Source organism: Chryseobacterium mucoviscidosis, assembly GCF_002177115.1.
Lineage (GTDB): Bacteria > Bacteroidota > Bacteroidia > Flavobacteriales > Weeksellaceae > Chryseobacterium > Chryseobacterium mucoviscidosis.
Genome location: NZ_MVAG01000193.1, coordinates 55,304 through 71,987, shown reverse-complemented (window position 1 = coordinate 71,987; position 16,684 = coordinate 55,304). Strand labels below are relative to the sequence as shown.

General features: G+C 35.9%; 14 protein-coding genes. 9 read left to right on the top strand and 5 right to left on the bottom strand.

The window, feature by feature from the left end; all coding sequences use genetic code 11:
* Positions 1 to 37 precede the first annotated feature (37 nt).
* The 7 genes from aroC (at position 38) to B0E34_RS19795 (ending at position 7,907) form a co-directional block, all read left to right on the top strand.
* Positions 38 to 1,108, top strand: coding sequence for a chorismate synthase (gene aroC / locus B0E34_RS19825; RefSeq protein WP_087712280.1), 1,071 nt, complete (start codon positions 38 to 40; stop codon positions 1,106 to 1,108).
* 17 nt (positions 1,109 to 1,125) lie between these two features.
* Complete coding sequence (locus B0E34_RS19820) at positions 1,126 to 1,689, top strand: thioredoxin family protein (RefSeq protein ID WP_087712278.1); 564 nt, start codon at positions 1,126 to 1,128, stop codon at positions 1,687 to 1,689.
* Between the two features lies 1 nt (position 1,690).
* Positions 1,691 to 2,443, top strand: a complete 753-nt coding sequence (locus B0E34_RS19815; RefSeq protein ID WP_087712276.1) for a hypothetical protein — start codon at positions 1,691 to 1,693, stop codon at positions 2,441 to 2,443.
* 14 nt (positions 2,444 to 2,457) lie between these two features.
* Positions 2,458 to 2,997 carry a TlpA family protein disulfide reductase gene (locus tag B0E34_RS19810; RefSeq protein ID WP_076390862.1) on the top strand — a complete coding sequence of 180 codons (540 nt, stop codon included), beginning with the start codon at positions 2,458 to 2,460 and terminating at the stop codon, positions 2,995 to 2,997.
* Positions 2,998 to 3,080: 83 nt separating this feature from the next.
* Entirely contained in the window at positions 3,081 to 3,428 is a 348-nt protein-coding gene (locus B0E34_RS19805; RefSeq protein WP_087712274.1) for a YkvA family protein, read from the top strand.
* Between the two features lie 228 nt (positions 3,429 to 3,656).
* A complete protein-coding gene (gene pyrF / locus B0E34_RS19800; protein ID WP_087712273.1) occupies positions 3,657 to 5,036 on the top strand; it encodes an orotidine-5'-phosphate decarboxylase in 1,380 nt (459 codons plus the stop codon).
* Between the two features lie 54 nt (positions 5,037 to 5,090).
* Positions 5,091 to 7,907 (top strand): gluzincin family metallopeptidase, encoded by a 2,817-nt coding sequence (locus B0E34_RS19795; RefSeq protein WP_228423119.1) that lies wholly within the window; start codon positions 5,091 to 5,093, stop codon positions 7,905 to 7,907.
* 45 nt (positions 7,908 to 7,952) lie between these two features.
* On the opposite strand, the gene B0E34_RS19790 is transcribed toward B0E34_RS19795, so the two are convergent.
* Both B0E34_RS19790 and B0E34_RS19785 read right to left on the bottom strand, forming a co-directional pair.
* The gene (locus B0E34_RS19790) at positions 7,953 to 8,741 is read right to left on the bottom strand and encodes a T9SS type A sorting domain-containing protein (RefSeq protein WP_087712269.1); all 789 of its coding nucleotides are present in this window, start codon (positions 8,739 to 8,741) and stop codon (positions 7,953 to 7,955) included.
* 99 nt (positions 8,742 to 8,840) lie between these two features.
* Positions 8,841 to 9,779, bottom strand: coding sequence for a T9SS type A sorting domain-containing protein (locus B0E34_RS19785; protein ID WP_087712267.1), 939 nt, complete (start codon positions 9,777 to 9,779; stop codon positions 8,841 to 8,843).
* 187 nt (positions 9,780 to 9,966) lie between these two features.
* Here B0E34_RS19785 and B0E34_RS19780 point away from each other — a divergent pair, with 187 nt between their 5' ends.
* Complete coding sequence (locus B0E34_RS19780) at positions 9,967 to 13,179, top strand: DUF8818 domain-containing protein (protein WP_228423118.1); 3,213 nt, start codon at positions 9,967 to 9,969, stop codon at positions 13,177 to 13,179.
* A 194-nt stretch (positions 13,180 to 13,373) separates the two neighbouring features.
* A complete protein-coding gene (gene dusB, locus B0E34_RS19775; RefSeq protein ID WP_076390857.1) occupies positions 13,374 to 14,372 on the top strand; it encodes a tRNA dihydrouridine synthase DusB in 999 nt (332 codons plus the stop codon).
* 62 nt (positions 14,373 to 14,434) lie between these two features.
* On the opposite strand, the gene deoC is transcribed toward dusB, so the two are convergent.
* From deoC to B0E34_RS19760, 3 genes are read right to left on the bottom strand one after another with little or no spacing between them, the layout of a single operon-like run.
* Complete coding sequence (deoC, locus tag B0E34_RS19770) at positions 14,435 to 15,181, bottom strand: deoxyribose-phosphate aldolase (RefSeq protein WP_087712264.1); 747 nt, start codon at positions 15,179 to 15,181, stop codon at positions 14,435 to 14,437.
* A gap of 3 nt (positions 15,182 to 15,184) precedes the next feature.
* On the bottom strand, positions 15,185 to 15,655 hold the full coding sequence (locus B0E34_RS19765; RefSeq protein ID WP_076390855.1) for an Lrp/AsnC ligand binding domain-containing protein: 471 nt from the start codon (positions 15,653 to 15,655) through the stop codon (positions 15,185 to 15,187).
* Between the two features lie 32 nt (positions 15,656 to 15,687).
* The gene (locus B0E34_RS19760; protein WP_087712262.1) at positions 15,688 to 16,623 is read right to left on the bottom strand and encodes an endonuclease/exonuclease/phosphatase family protein; all 936 of its coding nucleotides are present in this window, start codon (positions 16,621 to 16,623) and stop codon (positions 15,688 to 15,690) included.
* Between the last annotated feature and the right edge of the window lie 61 nt (positions 16,624 to 16,684).

The following is a 16,684-nucleotide window of genomic DNA, read 5'->3' as shown; positions in this document are numbered from 1 at the left end:
GCCTTTTTATCTGAAGAAAAAGCCTTAAATTTGTAGTATGTTAAATACTTTAGGTAATCTTCTCAGTCTTACAACATTTGGAGAAAGTCACGGTCTGGCTTACGGTGGAATCATCAATAATTTTCCGGCAGGTTTAACGGTAGATTTCGATAAAATTCAGTACGAATTGGATCGCAGAAAACCGGGACAGTCTGCCATCGTAACCCAAAGAAAAGAAAGTGATACAGTGAAATTTCTTTCAGGAATTTTCGAAGGAAAAACAACCGGAACTCCGATTGGCTTCATTATCGAAAACGAAAATCAGAAATCAAAAGATTATGATCATATTGCAGAATCTTATCGTCCGAGCCACGCAGATTTTACTTATGATCAGAAGTACGGATTGAGGGATTATCGCGGCGGCGGAAAATCTTCTGCAAGAGAAACCATCAACTGGGTGGTTGCCGGAGCTTTAGCAAAACAGTTTTTATCGGATATCGAGATCAACGCATACGTTTCTTCCGTAGGCGAAATTTTCTGTGAAAAACCTTATCAGGCTTTGGATTTTTCGAAAACCGAAACCAATGAAGTACGTTGTCCGGATGCGGAAACGGCAGAAAAAATGATCGAAAGAATCAAGGAAATTAAAAAAGAAGGAAACACGATTGGCGGAACGATTACCTGCGTGATTAAAAACGTTCCTGTAGGAATCGGCGAACCGGTTTTCTCAAAACTTCAGGCTGAATTAGGCAAAGCCATGCTCAACATTAATGCAGCAAAAGGTTTTGAATACGGAAGCGGTTTCTGTGGTGCAAAAATGACGGGGAAAGAACACAACGATCTTTTCAATGAAGATTTTACCACAAAATCCAATCTTTCAGGAGGAATTCAGGGTGGAATTTCCAACGGAATGGATATTTATTTTCGTGTGGCTTTCAAACCTGTGGCAACGATTTTAAGACCTCAGGAAAGTGTGGATAAATACGGAAATCCGGCAATTGTAGAAGGAAAAGGGCGTCATGATCCGTGCGTTCTTCCAAGAGCAGTTCCAGTGGTGGAAAGTCTGGCGGCGTTTGTTCTCGCAGATTTATTCCTCATCAACAAAACAAGAAACATCAATAATTTTTAAACATCATAATTTTAGCAGTGAAAAATTACTGGGAAAAAGGCATCTCTTTCGAAGAGTATGTGGAAATCGGAAAACAGAGATTAGAAAACCCTTCCAATCAGCAGGAAGCAGATTATAAACCTTATTACGAACTTGGACTTCAGAGAATCGAGAGAACTTTAAAAAAGTATGTTGCAGATGAAGAACAGCTAAAACAGTTAGAATCTAAAAATTTTGACGGTAAGATTTTAATTATTTCTGAAGTTTGGTGTGGTGATGCAAGTGCAACCGTTCCTGCTCTGGTTAAATTTTTCGAAGGTAAAAATGAGGTTCGTATTTTCCTGAGAGACAGCGACAAAAGTTTAATCAGTCAGTTTTTAACGAACGGAACCGAATCGATTCCGAAAGTGATTATTCTGGATAAAGATTTTAACGTTAAAAATTCATGGGGACCGCGTCCGAAATTCGGAACAGAACTTCTGATGAAATACAAAGCTGATCCTGAAGTATATACTAAAGATCATTTCTATAACGATCTTCAGGTGTATTACGCTAAGAACAGAGGAAAAGATGCCGTTCAGGAAATTTTAGAATTGTTGTAATATGTCGAAATTTTTCAGATTTTTTGTTGCAATTCTATGCATTTCGAATTTTTTGAATGCTCAAAATCCAAAGCTTGAAAATAAAGAATTATTTTTCTCAAAAGAATATGAAAAATTTTCTCAGAATGACGACTACGATGGTAAAGAATCCCAATCTTTACATTTTTCTGCAGAATTCAAGAAATTCATTTCCGAAAATCCTGAAACACTGTCGTATAACTTTAAAAAATTGAATAATAAAGTAAGCATTATTACCTCCGAAGATAAAAAACTCAGATTTTATGTTTGGGATACAGAACTGGGAGGAACAATGAAAAGTTTTGATCAGATTATTCAATACTCCTCAAATGGAAAAGTAAAAACCATTTATAATAAAGAACAGTCTGATACTCCTTATTTTATTTCGGAAATTGTAAAAGTTCCTCTTAATAATCAGATGTATTATCTTGTTATTTCTAACGGGATTTTCTCTACGAAAGATATGTCTCAGGCAATTCAGGCATTGACGATCCGAAAAGATCAGTTAATTGATTCTGATAAAATTTTTAAAACAAAAACAACAACTCTCAATAAAATTCAGGTTGATTTTGACTTTTTCAGCGTTGTTGACAGACCGGAACGTCCGCTGAAACTAATTACATTTCAAAAAGACAAATTGTACATTCCAATTGTTAATAAAGAGGGTGTCGTTTCAAAAAAATTTCTGGTTTATCAGCTTAATAATAATTACTTTCAATATATTGGGACAAAATAAATAATATAGATTTAATGAAAAAAAATATAATTTACATCGTACTGATTGCAGTTATTGCCGTTATCGCATTTATTCCGGGAGTAAAGGAGAAACTGCAGGAAGCATTTTTTCCGGTAGCCACCATTGAAAACGCGGTACACATCAGCGAAGAAGATTATGATATCGATCTGAAAGGAATTAATGTTCCGAGTACCAATCTTAAAGCTTTTAAAGGAAAAGCGGTTTTCCTTAATTTCTGGGGAACATGGTGTCCTCCGTGCCGAAAAGAATGGCCTTCGATCCAGAAACTGTATGATACCAGAAAAGATCATGTAAATTTTGTTTTAATTGCCATGGAAGACAAAGAGGATGCGGTAAGAAAATTTCTGAAAGAAAATAATTACAACGTTCCTGTATACATTGCGCAAAGTCCGATCTCTGAGAAAATCCTTCCGAAAGTGTTTCCTACAACCTATTTGCTGGATAAAGACGGAAGAATTTTAATCAAGGAAGATGCCTCAAGAGACTGGAACACAGAATCTACCCATCAGTTTATAGATAATATTATTAAATAATTTTAACTAAATTTTGTAAATTATTGGTACAGAATTTGCGAAATTTACAGAGTTAAAAAAAATTATTTAAACCTAAACACAAAATGAAGTATTCTAAACTGAATCTGGCAAAAGAAGCGATTAACCACAAAGGTTTCGTAAAAAAAATCCCTGATATTTTCAGAATGATAAAAATGTGGAGAAAAGGAGAATATCGTATGAGATCCATCGATATTATTCTGCCGTTGTTAGGATTGTTATACGTGATCTCACCAATAGATCTTCTGCCGGAAGTTGCCGTCCCTGTTATCGGCGTTTTGGATGATCTTGCTGTTTTATCACTTGCAATTCCAAAGCTGATAAAAGAGGTAGATAAATTTCTTCTCTGGGAAACCGAGCAAAAATATAATTCAGGCACCACGAAAGTAATTGATGCCGAAATTGTAAAATAATTTGAAAATAATAATTAAAGACCATTCGTTGTACGAGTGGTTTTTTTATGGAAAAATACTAAAGGCGAATCCTAATATTTAATCTCGCAGATTTTATTGATTTCGCAGATTAATTTTGTGTCATACGTGAAAACATTCGTGTCATTCGTGTTTGAAAAAAAACGAAACAAAATTCACAATTGACATTTAACATCATTTCCTTAAATTTGCAACATCTAATAAAAAATAATGGAAAGTAAAAAAGAATTCTTTTTGGAGTGCTACAAACTGGGCATCATTAAATTCGGAAGATTTACCTTAAAAAGCGGAATCGAAAGCCCTTTTTATGTAGATTTAAGACCTTTGGCTTCAGATCCGAAAATCTTAAAAAATTTAGCCAATTATTTGCTGGATATGCTTCCTCTGGATAATTTTGATCTGATCTGCGGAGTTCCTTATGCAGCACTTCCGATGGCTACAGCGATGTCTCTGGAAAGCTATATTCCGTTAATTATTAAAAGAAAAGAAGCGAAAAACTACGGGACTAAAAAACTGATCGAAGGAATTTACCAGAAAGGACAAAACTGTCTTCTGGTGGAAGACGTGATCACCTCTGGAAAATCTTTAATTGAAACCATTGCAGAAGTTGAGCAGGAGGACATCAAAGTTGCAGACATCGTGGTGGTTTTAGACAGAGAACAGGGCGGAAAAGAGCTTCTGGAAAGCCGTGGTTACAGAGTTCACACCCTATTCAATATTTCTGAAGTCTGCACCATTCTTCGTGAAAACGGTGAACTTACGGATGATGAAGTAAAAAGAATTCAGGATTTTTTACAGGGAAACCACATTCAGTTTGAAGAAAAAGTAAGACCTTCTTACGAACAGAAATTAGAAGCCGCACAGCATTCCGTTTCAAAAAAATTACTGGAAACCGCTTTAGCAAAACAGTCTAATTTAATCGCTTCAGCAGATGTTACCACCACTCAGGAATTATTAGATTTAGCTGAAAAAGTGGGACCACACGTTATTGCTTTAAAAACTCACATCGATATTATTTCGGATTTTGAATACGAAAAAACCATTACTCCGCTAAAAGCTCTTGCTGCAAAACACAATTTCCTGTTAATGGAAGACAGAAAATTTGCAGACATCGGAAACACGCAGGAACTTCAGTTTACAAGCGGTGTTTTTAAAATTACAGACTGGGCAGATTTTGTAACGTCACAGGTGATCGGAGGTTTTGAATCTTTAGACTGCTTCAAAAATGTAGGGGTTGTAGCCATCATCGGAATGTCTTCCAAAGGTGCATTAACAACAAGTGCGTATCGTGAAGAAGCGTTAAAAATAGCTTCATCGCACCCGAATGTTATCGGAGGAGTTTCTCAAAATGCGCTTCCTGAGGAAATGTTATTATTCACACCGGGAGTAAATTTAGCCGATTCGGGAGACGGAAAAGGACAGCAGTACAATACTCCGGAACACGTTTTCAAAACACTTCATACAGATTTCATTATTGTAGGAAGAGGAATTTATAAAGCTGAAAATGCAGAACAGGCAGCTCAGACTTATAAAAACGAAGGTTGGAAAGCATATTTAAATTCTTTAGAAAAAAAAGCAGTTCAGCAGTAAAATCTTTGCGGAATCTCTGCAAAATAAGTTATATTTGATACTTTATCAGGAATTTTGAAAAGAATCAGTATTTGTCTTATTTTGTTTTTGGGTGTTGCAGAAGTTTCTGCACAGAAAGATAGTATTTATATCGGGGCTAAATTATCTCAGGATAAAAAGATGCTTGATGTAACCGAAGAAATTGTGTATTTCAATAATTCGGAGAAAGATCTCAACACCATTAAGCTTTTGAATTGGGTCGCCGCATACAACAGGCGCGGAACTTCTCTGGTCTACCGAAAGCTGGAAGACAGGAATACCGATCTTCATTTTGCTAAAAAAAATGAGCTTGGTAAGCTGCTGAATTTACAGGTTAAAAATTCAGGCGAAGAAATTCCTGTAGGAGAAACTTCAGAGGAAAATATTTTTCTTCCTTTGAAAGAAACTCTGAAACCCGGAGAAAAAGTAAAACTTCAGCTACAATATCAGATCCAGCTTCCTGATAAGAAATTTACAGGATACGGAACTTCTGATACCAACGTAGCGTTAAAATATTTCTTTATTGTTCCGGATCGCTTTGATCCGGACAATATTTCCAAAAGAGATTATGCCGACATCGAAGAAACCGTAAGTTATAATACATTCTGGACGGTAAACTTAGATCTTCCGGTTAATTATTTTGCAGAAAGTAATCTTTTACAGACCCAGATCAATTCTTTCAATGGTTATCTGGATTCTGATCCTGAGTTCCTGATTTCACAAAATGAATATCCCTCCATTAATATCAATACGAACGATATTCATACGGAAATTAAGTTCGGTTACAATTTAAAGCCTGAAGAAAAAGAAAGTCTGGAATTTTATCTTCCTTTACATTTAAAATTCATCAAAGAAAGGATCGGTTCTGTTCCTGAAAGAATTTTTATTTCAGATAAATTCAGAAATAAGGAAGATTTTTTCGGAAATAATGATATTGCTTTCTGGAAATTCAGATTCCAGCTTTTTACCGATGCCGAAAAAACAGATCTTGACTATTTCGGAATTGTTGCCAAAAAAGTTTTAGACGAAATCACCATTACCGATAAACAGGATCATCACTGGTTCCGAAACGGGCTGAAATCTTATCTGGAAATTCAGTACCTCAAAAAATTCTACGCAGATACTAAATTGCTGGGAAATTTACCTGAAACGAAAATTTTCGGGGTAAAACCTTTAAAATTATTTCATGCTTCGGATGTAAAACTGACTGAAAGATACGGTTTGGCGTATCAATACATCATGTCTCAGAATCTGGATCAGAAAATTGATGAAAATTATTCTGACCTGAGTAATTTTAACGATATGACGATCAGTAATTTTGAAACTGGAACGCTTTTCAATTATTCTGCCGACAAAATGGGCTACGAAAATTTTGAAGCTCTTGTAAAAAATTTTATTGCTAAAAATACCGACAAAGAGATTGATCCTGCTGATTTTTTAAAAGAATTAGCAGAAAAAGATAAAAGAACATCTTACCTTCCTGAATTTCTTGAACATAAAAACAGGGTAAATTTCAGACTGAGAAAATTTAAAAGAGAAGGCGATTCTCTGAATGTAACCATCCAGAAAAATACTGCTGCAAACATTCCGGTGAAGTTGCAGACGACATCAAAAAACGGTGAAACCACAGAATATTGGGTTGAAACAGATGAAAACCAAAAGGAAAAAAAATTCTCAATTCCGGCTTTAGATACCTATAAAATAACACTGAATGACGATTACATTTTCCCGGAAGACAATTACAGAGATAACTTTTTGTATGCAAAAGGTTTCTTTTCCAATATGCGTAAAATAAAGCTTAAACTGATTAAAGATATTCCGAATCCTGAGTTCAATGAAATATACATCAATCCAAGAGTACGTTTCAGCAATACGTATGATAAATTTCTGATCGGATTTAACTTTAAAAATCAGTCGTTTTTCGATCAGAAATTTCTGTATTCCATTACTCCGACTTACAGTACCGGAACAGGAAAACTGACAGGTTCGGGAGCAATTGCCTATTCTTTTCTTCCGGCTGAAAGCATCATCCGAAGTCTTACTTTCGGAGTTTCAGGCTCTTATTTTCACTATGATTATGATCTCGCCTACCGAAAAGCTTCCATTTATTCGAATTTAAATTTCCGAAAAAACCCGAGAAGTACGGTAAGCAGAAGCTTAGGTGTTTCTTATAATTATTTTGAAAGAGATCTTAATGCGTTGATGATTGCCAATAACGACTATGACCGGTATAATCTCTGGAGCGTTGGATATGGATACAACGACAGCCAGAGTATTCATGAAAAAAGCCTGGGTGTAAGTACACAGTGGATGGAAGATTTTCATAAAGTAACCGCAGAAGGATTTTACCGATGGGAATTTGCGCCAAGACAAAAACTAAGTGTACGATTATTCGCAGGATATTTTATTAAAAACAATACCAGAAACAATACTTTTAATTACGGGATTTCCAGAGTTTCAGACTACTCGTTTTCTTATAACTTACTGGGACAGAGTGCAACAGGCGGAATTCTTTCCCAGCAATATGTTTTGGCGGACGGAGGATTTAAATCGTTCATTCCCGGAAGTGTAAATAAATGGATTACTTCAGTAAACGTAGATACAAGTGTATGGAAAATTTTCCACGTCTATGCAGATGCAGGAGTTTATGACAACAAAAACCAATCGACGAAATTTATCTGGGACAGTGGCGTAAAAGTGAGAATCATCCCCGATTTTCTTGAAATCTATCTTCCGGTGCAGTCTTCTTTAGGTTTCGAACCCGGCTTTAAAGATTACGGAAAAAGAATAAGATATACTTTAATTCTTAATCTGAGTTCTATTATTAATGCAGCGAGAAGAGGCTGGTATTAAAAAATGTCGCTTTAGAGCGACATTTTTTTGATGTATTATGAAATATTATTGCTTTATAATCTTCTTGACTATAATATTCCCATTCTGATTAATCTGAACAAAGTTAACTCCAACTGGAAGCTGAGAGGCATCAAAAGTAGCAAAATCCCTTATTTTTTTGCTTTCAAATATCTGCCCTGAAGATGAAAAAATCTTCACTTCTGCATTTCCTGTAAGATATATATCAAAAGAATTTTTAACTAAGGTACTGGAAAGTTTTACGCTATTTTTAAGAATTTCAGGATTCATAGTTCCCAAAGAACCTGAAGGACTTAGAACAATATCATCAAAATAAATAGCACCTGTAGTAACACTATTTTGAGCATAAACTCGTAAACTAAGTCTTAAAAATTCTGTAGTTGCAGGACTTGTTGCCGTTGCTGTAACATTCACCCAATTAGCGTTATCAGATGTATAAGTCGAAGGCTGAAAAGAACTTCCCGTAACGGAAATATTAGCGCTTGCAGTTCTGAACTGTATCCAATGTCTTGCTCTGGCATTAGGATCATTATCCAATACCCAATAAGAAACAGTGTAATCAGTATTTCCTGTTGCTGCTACATCAATATAATCTAAGTTTCCGTTAGTATTCACTGCGACAGGTGAAATTTTCGCAGAATTATTACCTCCGTGAACTGAAGTTGTTTCTTTTGCTCCTCCTGCCATACTGAACCATCCATCTGGTTTAGCAGCAGGATCAGTCCAAGTTTCAAGATTTCCGTTGGATATAAGATTCTGAGCGTTAAAAGAACTCATAGCTGAAAGTGCTATTAAGACAGTAAAAATCTTTTTCATAAATTTAAAGCTTTAATTATTAATAATTTACATTTACAAAGGTATAAAAAAACCACCATTTAACATAAATGGTGGTATATATTTAATATATTATTAAAGTTACTTCTTTATAACTTTTTGTGAAATATTCTTTCCGTTAACCAAACCTGTAACAATGTAGTTACCTTTTGATAAATCAGATATGTCAACTGCTTCATTTTCTTTTACTGAAAAAGTTTTTACAACTTGCCCTAAAAGATTATAAATTTTCACATCTCCAGTCATTCCAAAGTTTATTTCAGAATCTATCAAAGTATTTTTTACAAATAAATCTTTGTTTAATTTATTTTCGTTTATAGCCAATACTGAAGACTGTTGAGGAGTTAAAGAGAAATCATCAACTGCTAAACCATCATCTGTACCTGTGATATTAACATCAACAAATCTTATCCAAAAATTTTGACCTGGAGCAATATTCAGTCCTGTGATTGTAGAATTTAGAGAAGTTCTAAAGCTAGTACTATTACCATCCCTTAACCCTGCAGTACCGGTAATATCCGTTGTATTATATGTTAGTGCAGGCACAGATACCCATGTACCTGTATTTAAAGAAGTAGCATTAGTACTATATTCAAAAGTAATCTGATCATTAGTACCTCTACCTGCGTCACCTAATCTCCATTCCTCCCCAGTGTATGAGATTAGCAATTGGGTAATTGTACTATTTGTATCATTTTTAAATTGCGCACCCCATCTTGAAAGCAAATTACTACTCGCAATTGAGCCCAATGCTCGATCAGTACTTCCTGTTGCACCATAACTGTAAGTGTCTCCAGTATTAACTGATCCTGTGCTTGCTGTATAAGTCGTATTTGAACTAGAACCTGTTTCCAAAATAGCCCAACCAGATAAAGTACCAGATAAAGTTGTAGAACCTGTTGATGTATTAGATAATCCATCAAAGTTTTGTGTGTATGCCGAATTTAAAGCACTAAGACTAATTTGTCCAAAAGCAAAGGATGCAAAACAAACAACTGCCAAAGTATAAAGTTTTTTCATGATTTTAAAAATTTAATTATTAATAATTTACAAGCCAAAATTACGCCATTTTTTTTTAGTAATGCAATAATTGGGTTAATTTTCTGTTAATAATACTAAAACCCTTTCCATAAAGTATTTTTAAGTATTTTTACGCTTTATTTTTAGAGATTTGCGAAATTTTATTCTGATATTCGTGTTGTTGTTCGTGGGCATATTTTCAGGAAATGCTCAGGTATTTACATGGAAAAATCCCAATCTTCCGCAAGACACTCTTAAAAATGACAGTCTTAGGCAGGACAGCATCCTTGCTGCAAGATTTGAGCAGGATATTTTCGCAAAAGACACGCTGGATTTTGTAAAAACCAACAACCGTATTATTGTAGATGAAGGAGTTCTTGCTAAAAATGATAAAAAAAGATTTTTAGGGGAATTAAATTCCAAAGGATCCATCATTCGCGGGATTACGTTTGGGAACAATCAGGGACAGTCTGTACAAAGTTCAATGGATCTACAGATTTCCGGAAGACTTTCAAAAGACGTAACCATTCTTGCAAGTATTTCGGATCACAATCTCCCGATTCAGGCAGATGGATATACACAAACGCTTGAGGAATTCGACAAAATTTATATGCAGCTTAATATCAAGGATAAATCGATATTGAGAGCGGGACATCTGGATTTGGTAGAAGCTAAAAATTATTTTGCCAAATATCAGCGAAGAAGCATGGGACTCGAATTTCAGACGGAATTCGGGAAAGAGAATAAAACCTTTGTGGATGTTTCGATGGGGGTTGCCCGAAGTGAATTTCACAGAATCCGTTTTCAGGGAGTGGAAGGAAATCAGGGACCTTACCGTTTAACCGGGAAAAACGGCGAACAGTTTATCACTTTAATTTCAGGTTCTGAACAGGTTTTCATCGACGGAATCTTGATGAAGCGTGGTGAAAATCAGGATTATATCATCAATTACAATACCGGAGAAGTTACTTTTACCAGTTTCCGACCGATCTTCCAGCAGAATTTCATTACGATATCTTATAATTATACCAATAGAAATTACTCAAGATATTTATTTACCGGAAAAGTTGAGCATAAAAGGGAAAAACTGAAGCTCGGACTGAACTGGTTTATGGAAAACGACAATAAAAATGCACCGCTTTCTTTAAATCTTTCACAGGAAGATCAGCAGATTCTTGCAGAAGCCGGAAACAATCCGAATTTAATGTATGCTCCTTCCGGAGTGGTGACAGAATATGATGTCAATAAAATCTTATATAAACTGGTTCAAAGTTCGGGAGGAAATTATTATGAGTTTTCAACCGATGCCACACAAACGTTATACAGTGTTTCTTACACGTATTTCGGGGCTAATTTAGGAGACTATAAAATTACGCAGACCACCAACAACGGGCGTGTTTTCGCTTACGTTGGTCCCAACATGGGAGATTATCGTGCCGTAAGGAAACTTCCTTCACCGGAGAAATCGCAGGTGTATTCTGTAAACTCAGAATATTTATTGAAAGACGGAAAAATAGGAGCCGATATATCTGTGAGTAATTATGATGTCAATTTATTTTCATCAAAAGATTCTCAGCAAAATATAGGATATGCATGGAGAATTTTCGGAAACAAAACCTTCACCAAAAACAACTGGAAAGGAACTCCGAATTTCGAATATCAATATATAGACAAGCAGTTCCACATTTTAGACCGAATTAATGATGTGGAATTCTCCAGAGATTTCAACCTTGCGCAGGAGTTCAGCGGAAGAACGCAGAACAGATTTATCTTCAGCTTTTTGAACAAATGGAACAATAAATCTACCTTAAATTACAGAATCAATTATCTTGATGAGCAGGAAACATATAAAGGAATAAAGAATGATCTGGATTTTGGGTGGATCAGCGGTAAATTTTTCACAAAAGGAAATTTATCCTATCTGAATACCAATGCTGTACTTCAGGACACCAAGTTCATCAGAGGCGGGGTTTCCACTGAGTTTACCGGTAAAAAAGGAAGCTGGGCGATTGGCGGAAGCATGGAACACAACGAAAAGAAGTACAACGATACCCAGCTTATGGATGTTACCAGTTTTAGCTGGAAAGAAATTTTTGTTCAGAAAAAAATCGGAGACAGTACAAGAACCAAACTTTTGGCAAAGGTTTATATGCGTGATAATGATTCTGTGCGGGACAACCGACTTCAGAATATGAATAATATTTTGGGAGTGATGGCGGAAAGCCAGATCATCAAAACAGAAAAAACAACGCTGAATGCCCTACTCCACTACAGAAAGTTCTTTTACCAGAATCAAGATGTGGATCTTTCCAGAAACAATGACTTCGTTGTCGGGAATATTCTTTACAATCAGCAGCTTTTCAAGAACGGAATGCGTTTGCAGGCGTTCTATGAACTTGGGAACGGACAGGAAGCCCAAAGAGAGTTTCAGTATATTAAAGTGACGGACGGACAGGGAATTTATAAATGGACGGATTACAACGGAGACGGTGTTCAGCAGCTTGATGAATTTGAAATTGCCGAATATTCGGATTTGGCGCAGTACATCAGAATTTACACGAATTCGGTGCGTTATATTCCTTCCAACAAAAATAAAATTCAGCTCGCGTTATTTGTAAATCCGTCGATTGTTTTTAATTCAGAAAATAAATTTTTAAAACGCTGGAATTTCAATATTTCATTAAACTCACAAAATTCATTCTTCAAAAAAGATAAAGTTCTGGTTTTGAATCCTTTTGAGAAGAGTGATGACATGATTCTTAAAAATCAGAATATTCTGGCTTCCGCACAGTTCAGTCCGACCGACAAATCCGGCTGGAACGGAAATTACCGTTTCATCTCCAATGACAATCTCATCAATGCGAATTTCAGTAATGAGGAGCGCGAACAGGTTTCGCATTTCCTGAATATCGGCTATTGGTTTAATAAAGAATTCCGGATCGACTGGGAAAATTCAGTTCATGATATTCAAAATTCTTCACAGTTATTTTCAACAAGAGATTACCGCCTGAATAATTTTGAAACGAAGCCAAAAGCAACCTATAAGTTTACCGATGCCATTCAGGCTGAACTTTCTTCGGCATTCCGCCAGAAACAGAGAGTGGATGGAGAAGAATTACTAAAAGCGTTTGATGTTACGGGAACCATTCAGTGGGAACGCAGAAAAACTTCTATCAGAGGAAATTTCTCATTCATCAATAATAATTTTAACGGCAATAATTTCAGTATTGTCGGAAACCAGATGTTGGATGGTTTAAAACCGGGGAAAAATCAGGTTTGGAGTGTATTCATTCAGCAGGCGATTAATTCTTTTCTACAGTTAAATTTAAATTACGAAGGCAGAAACTCCGGAGACCGGACGATTCATATCGGAAGCATGCAGGTGAAGGCGAGTTTTTAGAGTCGGAGGGGTTTTGAGTTGGAGAGTTTTAGGGTTGGAGAGTTTTTGAGTTGGAGGGTTTGAGTGTTTTAAATTTCTTGCTTAGTATTATAATTTACCTGAGATTTTCGTTTTTTACACTGCTTATTTTACAGCAATTACATTAATAGAAATTATCAAATTCTGAAATGCTCAGAAATTCGTAAATTTGCACCATGATAAAAATTGGCAATATAGAACTGCCGGAATTTCCGCTTTTGCTTGCACCGATGGAAGATGTGAGTGATCCGCCGTTCAGAAGACTTTGCAAAATGCACGGAGCAGATTTAATGTATTCGGAGTTTATCTCTTCGGAAGGGTTAATTCGTGATGCTATCAAGAGCAGAAAAAAGCTTGATATTTTCGATTACGAAAGACCTGTCGGAATTCAGATTTTTGGAGGTGACGAAGAAGCAATGGCAATGTCTGCAAGAATTGTGGAAACGGTAAATCCGGATCTGGTTGATATCAATTTCGGATGTCCTGTAAAAAAAGTGGTCTGTAAAGGAGCAGGAGCAGGAGTTTTGAAGGATATTGATCTGATGGTTCGTCTTACCAAAGCTGTTGTACGTTCTACAAGTCTTCCTGTAACGGTAAAAACGCGTTTGGGTTGGGACAGTACTTCCATTAATATAGATGAAGTGGCAGAACGTCTTCAGGAAACAGGCATCAAAGCATTAACCATTCACGCGAGAACCCGTGCGCAGATGTACAAAGGGGAAGCTGACTGGGAACATATTTCAAGAATTAAACAAAATCCTAATATAGAGATTCCGATTTTCGGGAACGGTGATATCGATTCTCCTGAAAAGGCGTTAGAATACAAACAGAAATATGCGTGTGACGGTATTATGATCGGTCGTGCTGCGATTGGATATCCCTGGATTTTTAACGAAATCAAGCATTTCTTTAAAACCGGAGAACATTTGCCGGCTCCTACAATCGAAGACCGATTACTGGCGGTTCGTCAGCATGCAGAATGGAGTGCAGAATGGAAAGGCGAAAGATTAGGACTGGTGGAAATGAGACAGCATTACAGCAATTATTTCCGTGGAGTTCCTCATTTTAAAGATTTCAGAAAGAAATTTTTAGAAGTGTTTACTTTAGCAGAAATGGATGCACTGATTAAAGAAACGCAGGAGTTTTACACAGAATATTTGGCGCAACAGGCATAAAAAATGAAACCATCAATAGTAATAGGTTGATGGTTTTTTATTTTCACTGTTAATTTTTTCACTTAATATCCTTCCGAAGCCGATTGGTTTTTAATTAACGCCAATGCAGATGAAGTTCCTATTCTTTTTACACCAAGACTGATCATTTTTTCGGCATCTTCCGGAGTTCTTACTCCTCCTGCTGCTTTTACAGGAAGTTTTCCGGCGTTTTCCACCATGATTTTAATTCCTTCAAAAGTTGCTCCGTTGGGTTTTCCTCCTTCTGTCTCATAGAAACCTGTGGAAGACTTTACGAAAATTTTAGACAAATCGTTTTCGGAAAAGTTTTCTTCTGCCCAACCGGAAATATTTTTGGTAAGATCAGCAATCTGCTCATCAGTTAAAGCTGCGATTTCGATGATCCATTTTGCAATTTTATGGTGTTCCAGACAAAGCTTTGTACATTGTATAAATTCATTCTTTACAAGCTCAAGATCACCTTTAGTATAAGCACTGTAATTGATTACAAAATCCAGTTCATCTGCTCCGTCTGCAATTGCTTTTTCGGCTTCTGCAAGTTTTTCCTCTACAGAATAGGTTCCTTCATGAAACCCGATGACCGTTCCAACCACAACATCCGAATTCTTTTCCTGAATATACTTTTTAATTTCAGAAATATAATCGGGACGGATCATCACGGCAAAAATACCATGATCTATCGCTTCCTGCGTAAGTTCTATATCTTTCTGTAAAGTTTCTTTCTGTGACAGACCCGACTGTGCAGGTGTTTTCAAATATGTTGAATCCAGATATTGTGCAATATTCATAATTTATTATACTTTCAGTTGTCTGTAAATACCCTGTTCCAAAGATATGAAAGTTTCTGTTCTTATCACCCCTTTCAGTTGCTGAAGCTTACTCAGAATCTGCATAAGATGGTCGTTATCTTTACAAAGAACTTTCAGGAAAATGGTATAATTTCCTGTTGTGTAATGGGCTTCCACCACTTCATTAATGTCTTTAAGAGATTTTACCATGTCGGGATAATGACTTGGCTGATCCAGAAATACGCCGATGTAAGAAATAACTTTATAGCCGATTTTCTTAGGATTTAAAAAGGAAATTGAATTTTCAATAACCCCTGCCTGTTCAAGTTTTTTAATCCTTTGATGAACTGCTGTTGTAGATATTCCTACATTTTTTGAAATATGAGCTAGCGAAGATTTTGCATTATCCATTAACATATAGATAATTTCTTTATCGATTGAATCTAACTGATAACTCGTGTTGTTTGAATTTTTCATTCTTTCTACTTTATTTATGTTTTTTACGTCTGTTACAAATTCCTGAATTTTATAAAAACCGGAAAATGATCGCTATAACCACCCAAATACCTCGTTCCTGCGTAGGTTCTGTAGGGTCTGCCTGCAAATTTTCTGTCGCGGCTGCTGAGTTTTTCAGAATTAAATATTTTCGCCTCCTGAAATTTCAGACCACGGTCATCATCAAAGAAAGACTTCGATAAAATGATCTGGTCATACAGCAATCCCGATTTATAATGAAAAGTAGAATAATTTCTTGTGGAAAACAGACGCTGGAAAGGATTTTCCAATACTTTTTTTCCTGCATCATCAAAAAGAATTTTTACTAAATTTTCATCATCTGGGTTTTCATTAAAATCACCACACAGCAATACGTTTTCTTTATCATTCTGTACAATCTTAAGAATTCTCTCCCGAATCTCGGAAAGGATAAAGTCTCTTTTCGGTTTATTAACGTCTTTTTCGCGTTTAGAGGGAAGATGCGCGATAAAAACATTAATAATTTCGTCTTTATATCTTACTCTCGAGTAAAGAATGTCTCTTGTTGTATCGTAATTTCCTGTGTTTCTGTTTATAATTTCAAAAAAGAAAGTAATGGTTTCTGAGTCTATTACTTCCACTTTATTTTTATCATATAATAAGGCTACATCTACCCTTCTCTCGTCCATAGAATTGTAGTGCACAATTCCGTATTGCGAATTGAAAGGTTCCATCTCCACAAGATCCTCCAGAACTTTCCTTCCGGAAACCTCAGAAAGACCAATCATAAAAGGCAAAACACCGCTTTCCTCCTTCATCAGCCTGAAAACATGTGCAATCTTGGAAAGTTTATTCCTGTATCTGCTTTCATCCCAATTTCTAAGTCCTGATATTGTAGGATCTAATTTATGCATCGGCTTCGGATCCGGTAAAAACAGATTTTCAACGTTGTAAAAACTAAACAGCTCCATTACCACACTTTTCAGATTTCAAACAATTCCTTTTATAAAATTGATTATGTAAATTTATTAT

Bases quoted from the DNA above. Each gene is read 5' to 3' on its own strand.
- B0E34_RS19765 (WP_076390855.1), bottom strand. From the start codon at position 15,655: ATGAAAAATTCAAACAACACGAGTTATCAGTTAGATTCAATCGATAAA.
- B0E34_RS19815 (WP_087712276.1), top strand. From the start codon at position 1,691: ATGTCGAAATTTTTCAGATTTTTTGTTGCAATTCTATGCATTTCGAAT.
- B0E34_RS19785 (WP_087712267.1), bottom strand. From the start codon at position 9,779: ATGAAAAAACTTTATACTTTGGCAGTTGTTTGTTTTGCATCCTTTGCT.
- B0E34_RS19790 (WP_087712269.1), bottom strand. From the start codon at position 8,741: ATGAAAAAGATTTTTACTGTCTTAATAGCACTTTCAGCTATGAGTTCT.
- B0E34_RS19805 (WP_087712274.1), top strand. From the start codon at position 3,081: ATGAAGTATTCTAAACTGAATCTGGCAAAAGAAGCGATTAACCACAAA.
- B0E34_RS19760 (WP_087712262.1), bottom strand. From the start codon at position 16,623: ATGGAGCTGTTTAGTTTTTACAACGTTGAAAATCTGTTTTTACCGGAT.
- aroC (WP_087712280.1), top strand. From the start codon at position 38: ATGTTAAATACTTTAGGTAATCTTCTCAGTCTTACAACATTTGGAGAA.
- pyrF (WP_087712273.1), top strand. From the start codon at position 3,657: ATGGAAAGTAAAAAAGAATTCTTTTTGGAGTGCTACAAACTGGGCATC.
- dusB (WP_076390857.1), top strand. From the start codon at position 13,374: ATGATAAAAATTGGCAATATAGAACTGCCGGAATTTCCGCTTTTGCTT.
- B0E34_RS19810 (WP_076390862.1), top strand. From the start codon at position 2,458: ATGAAAAAAAATATAATTTACATCGTACTGATTGCAGTTATTGCCGTT.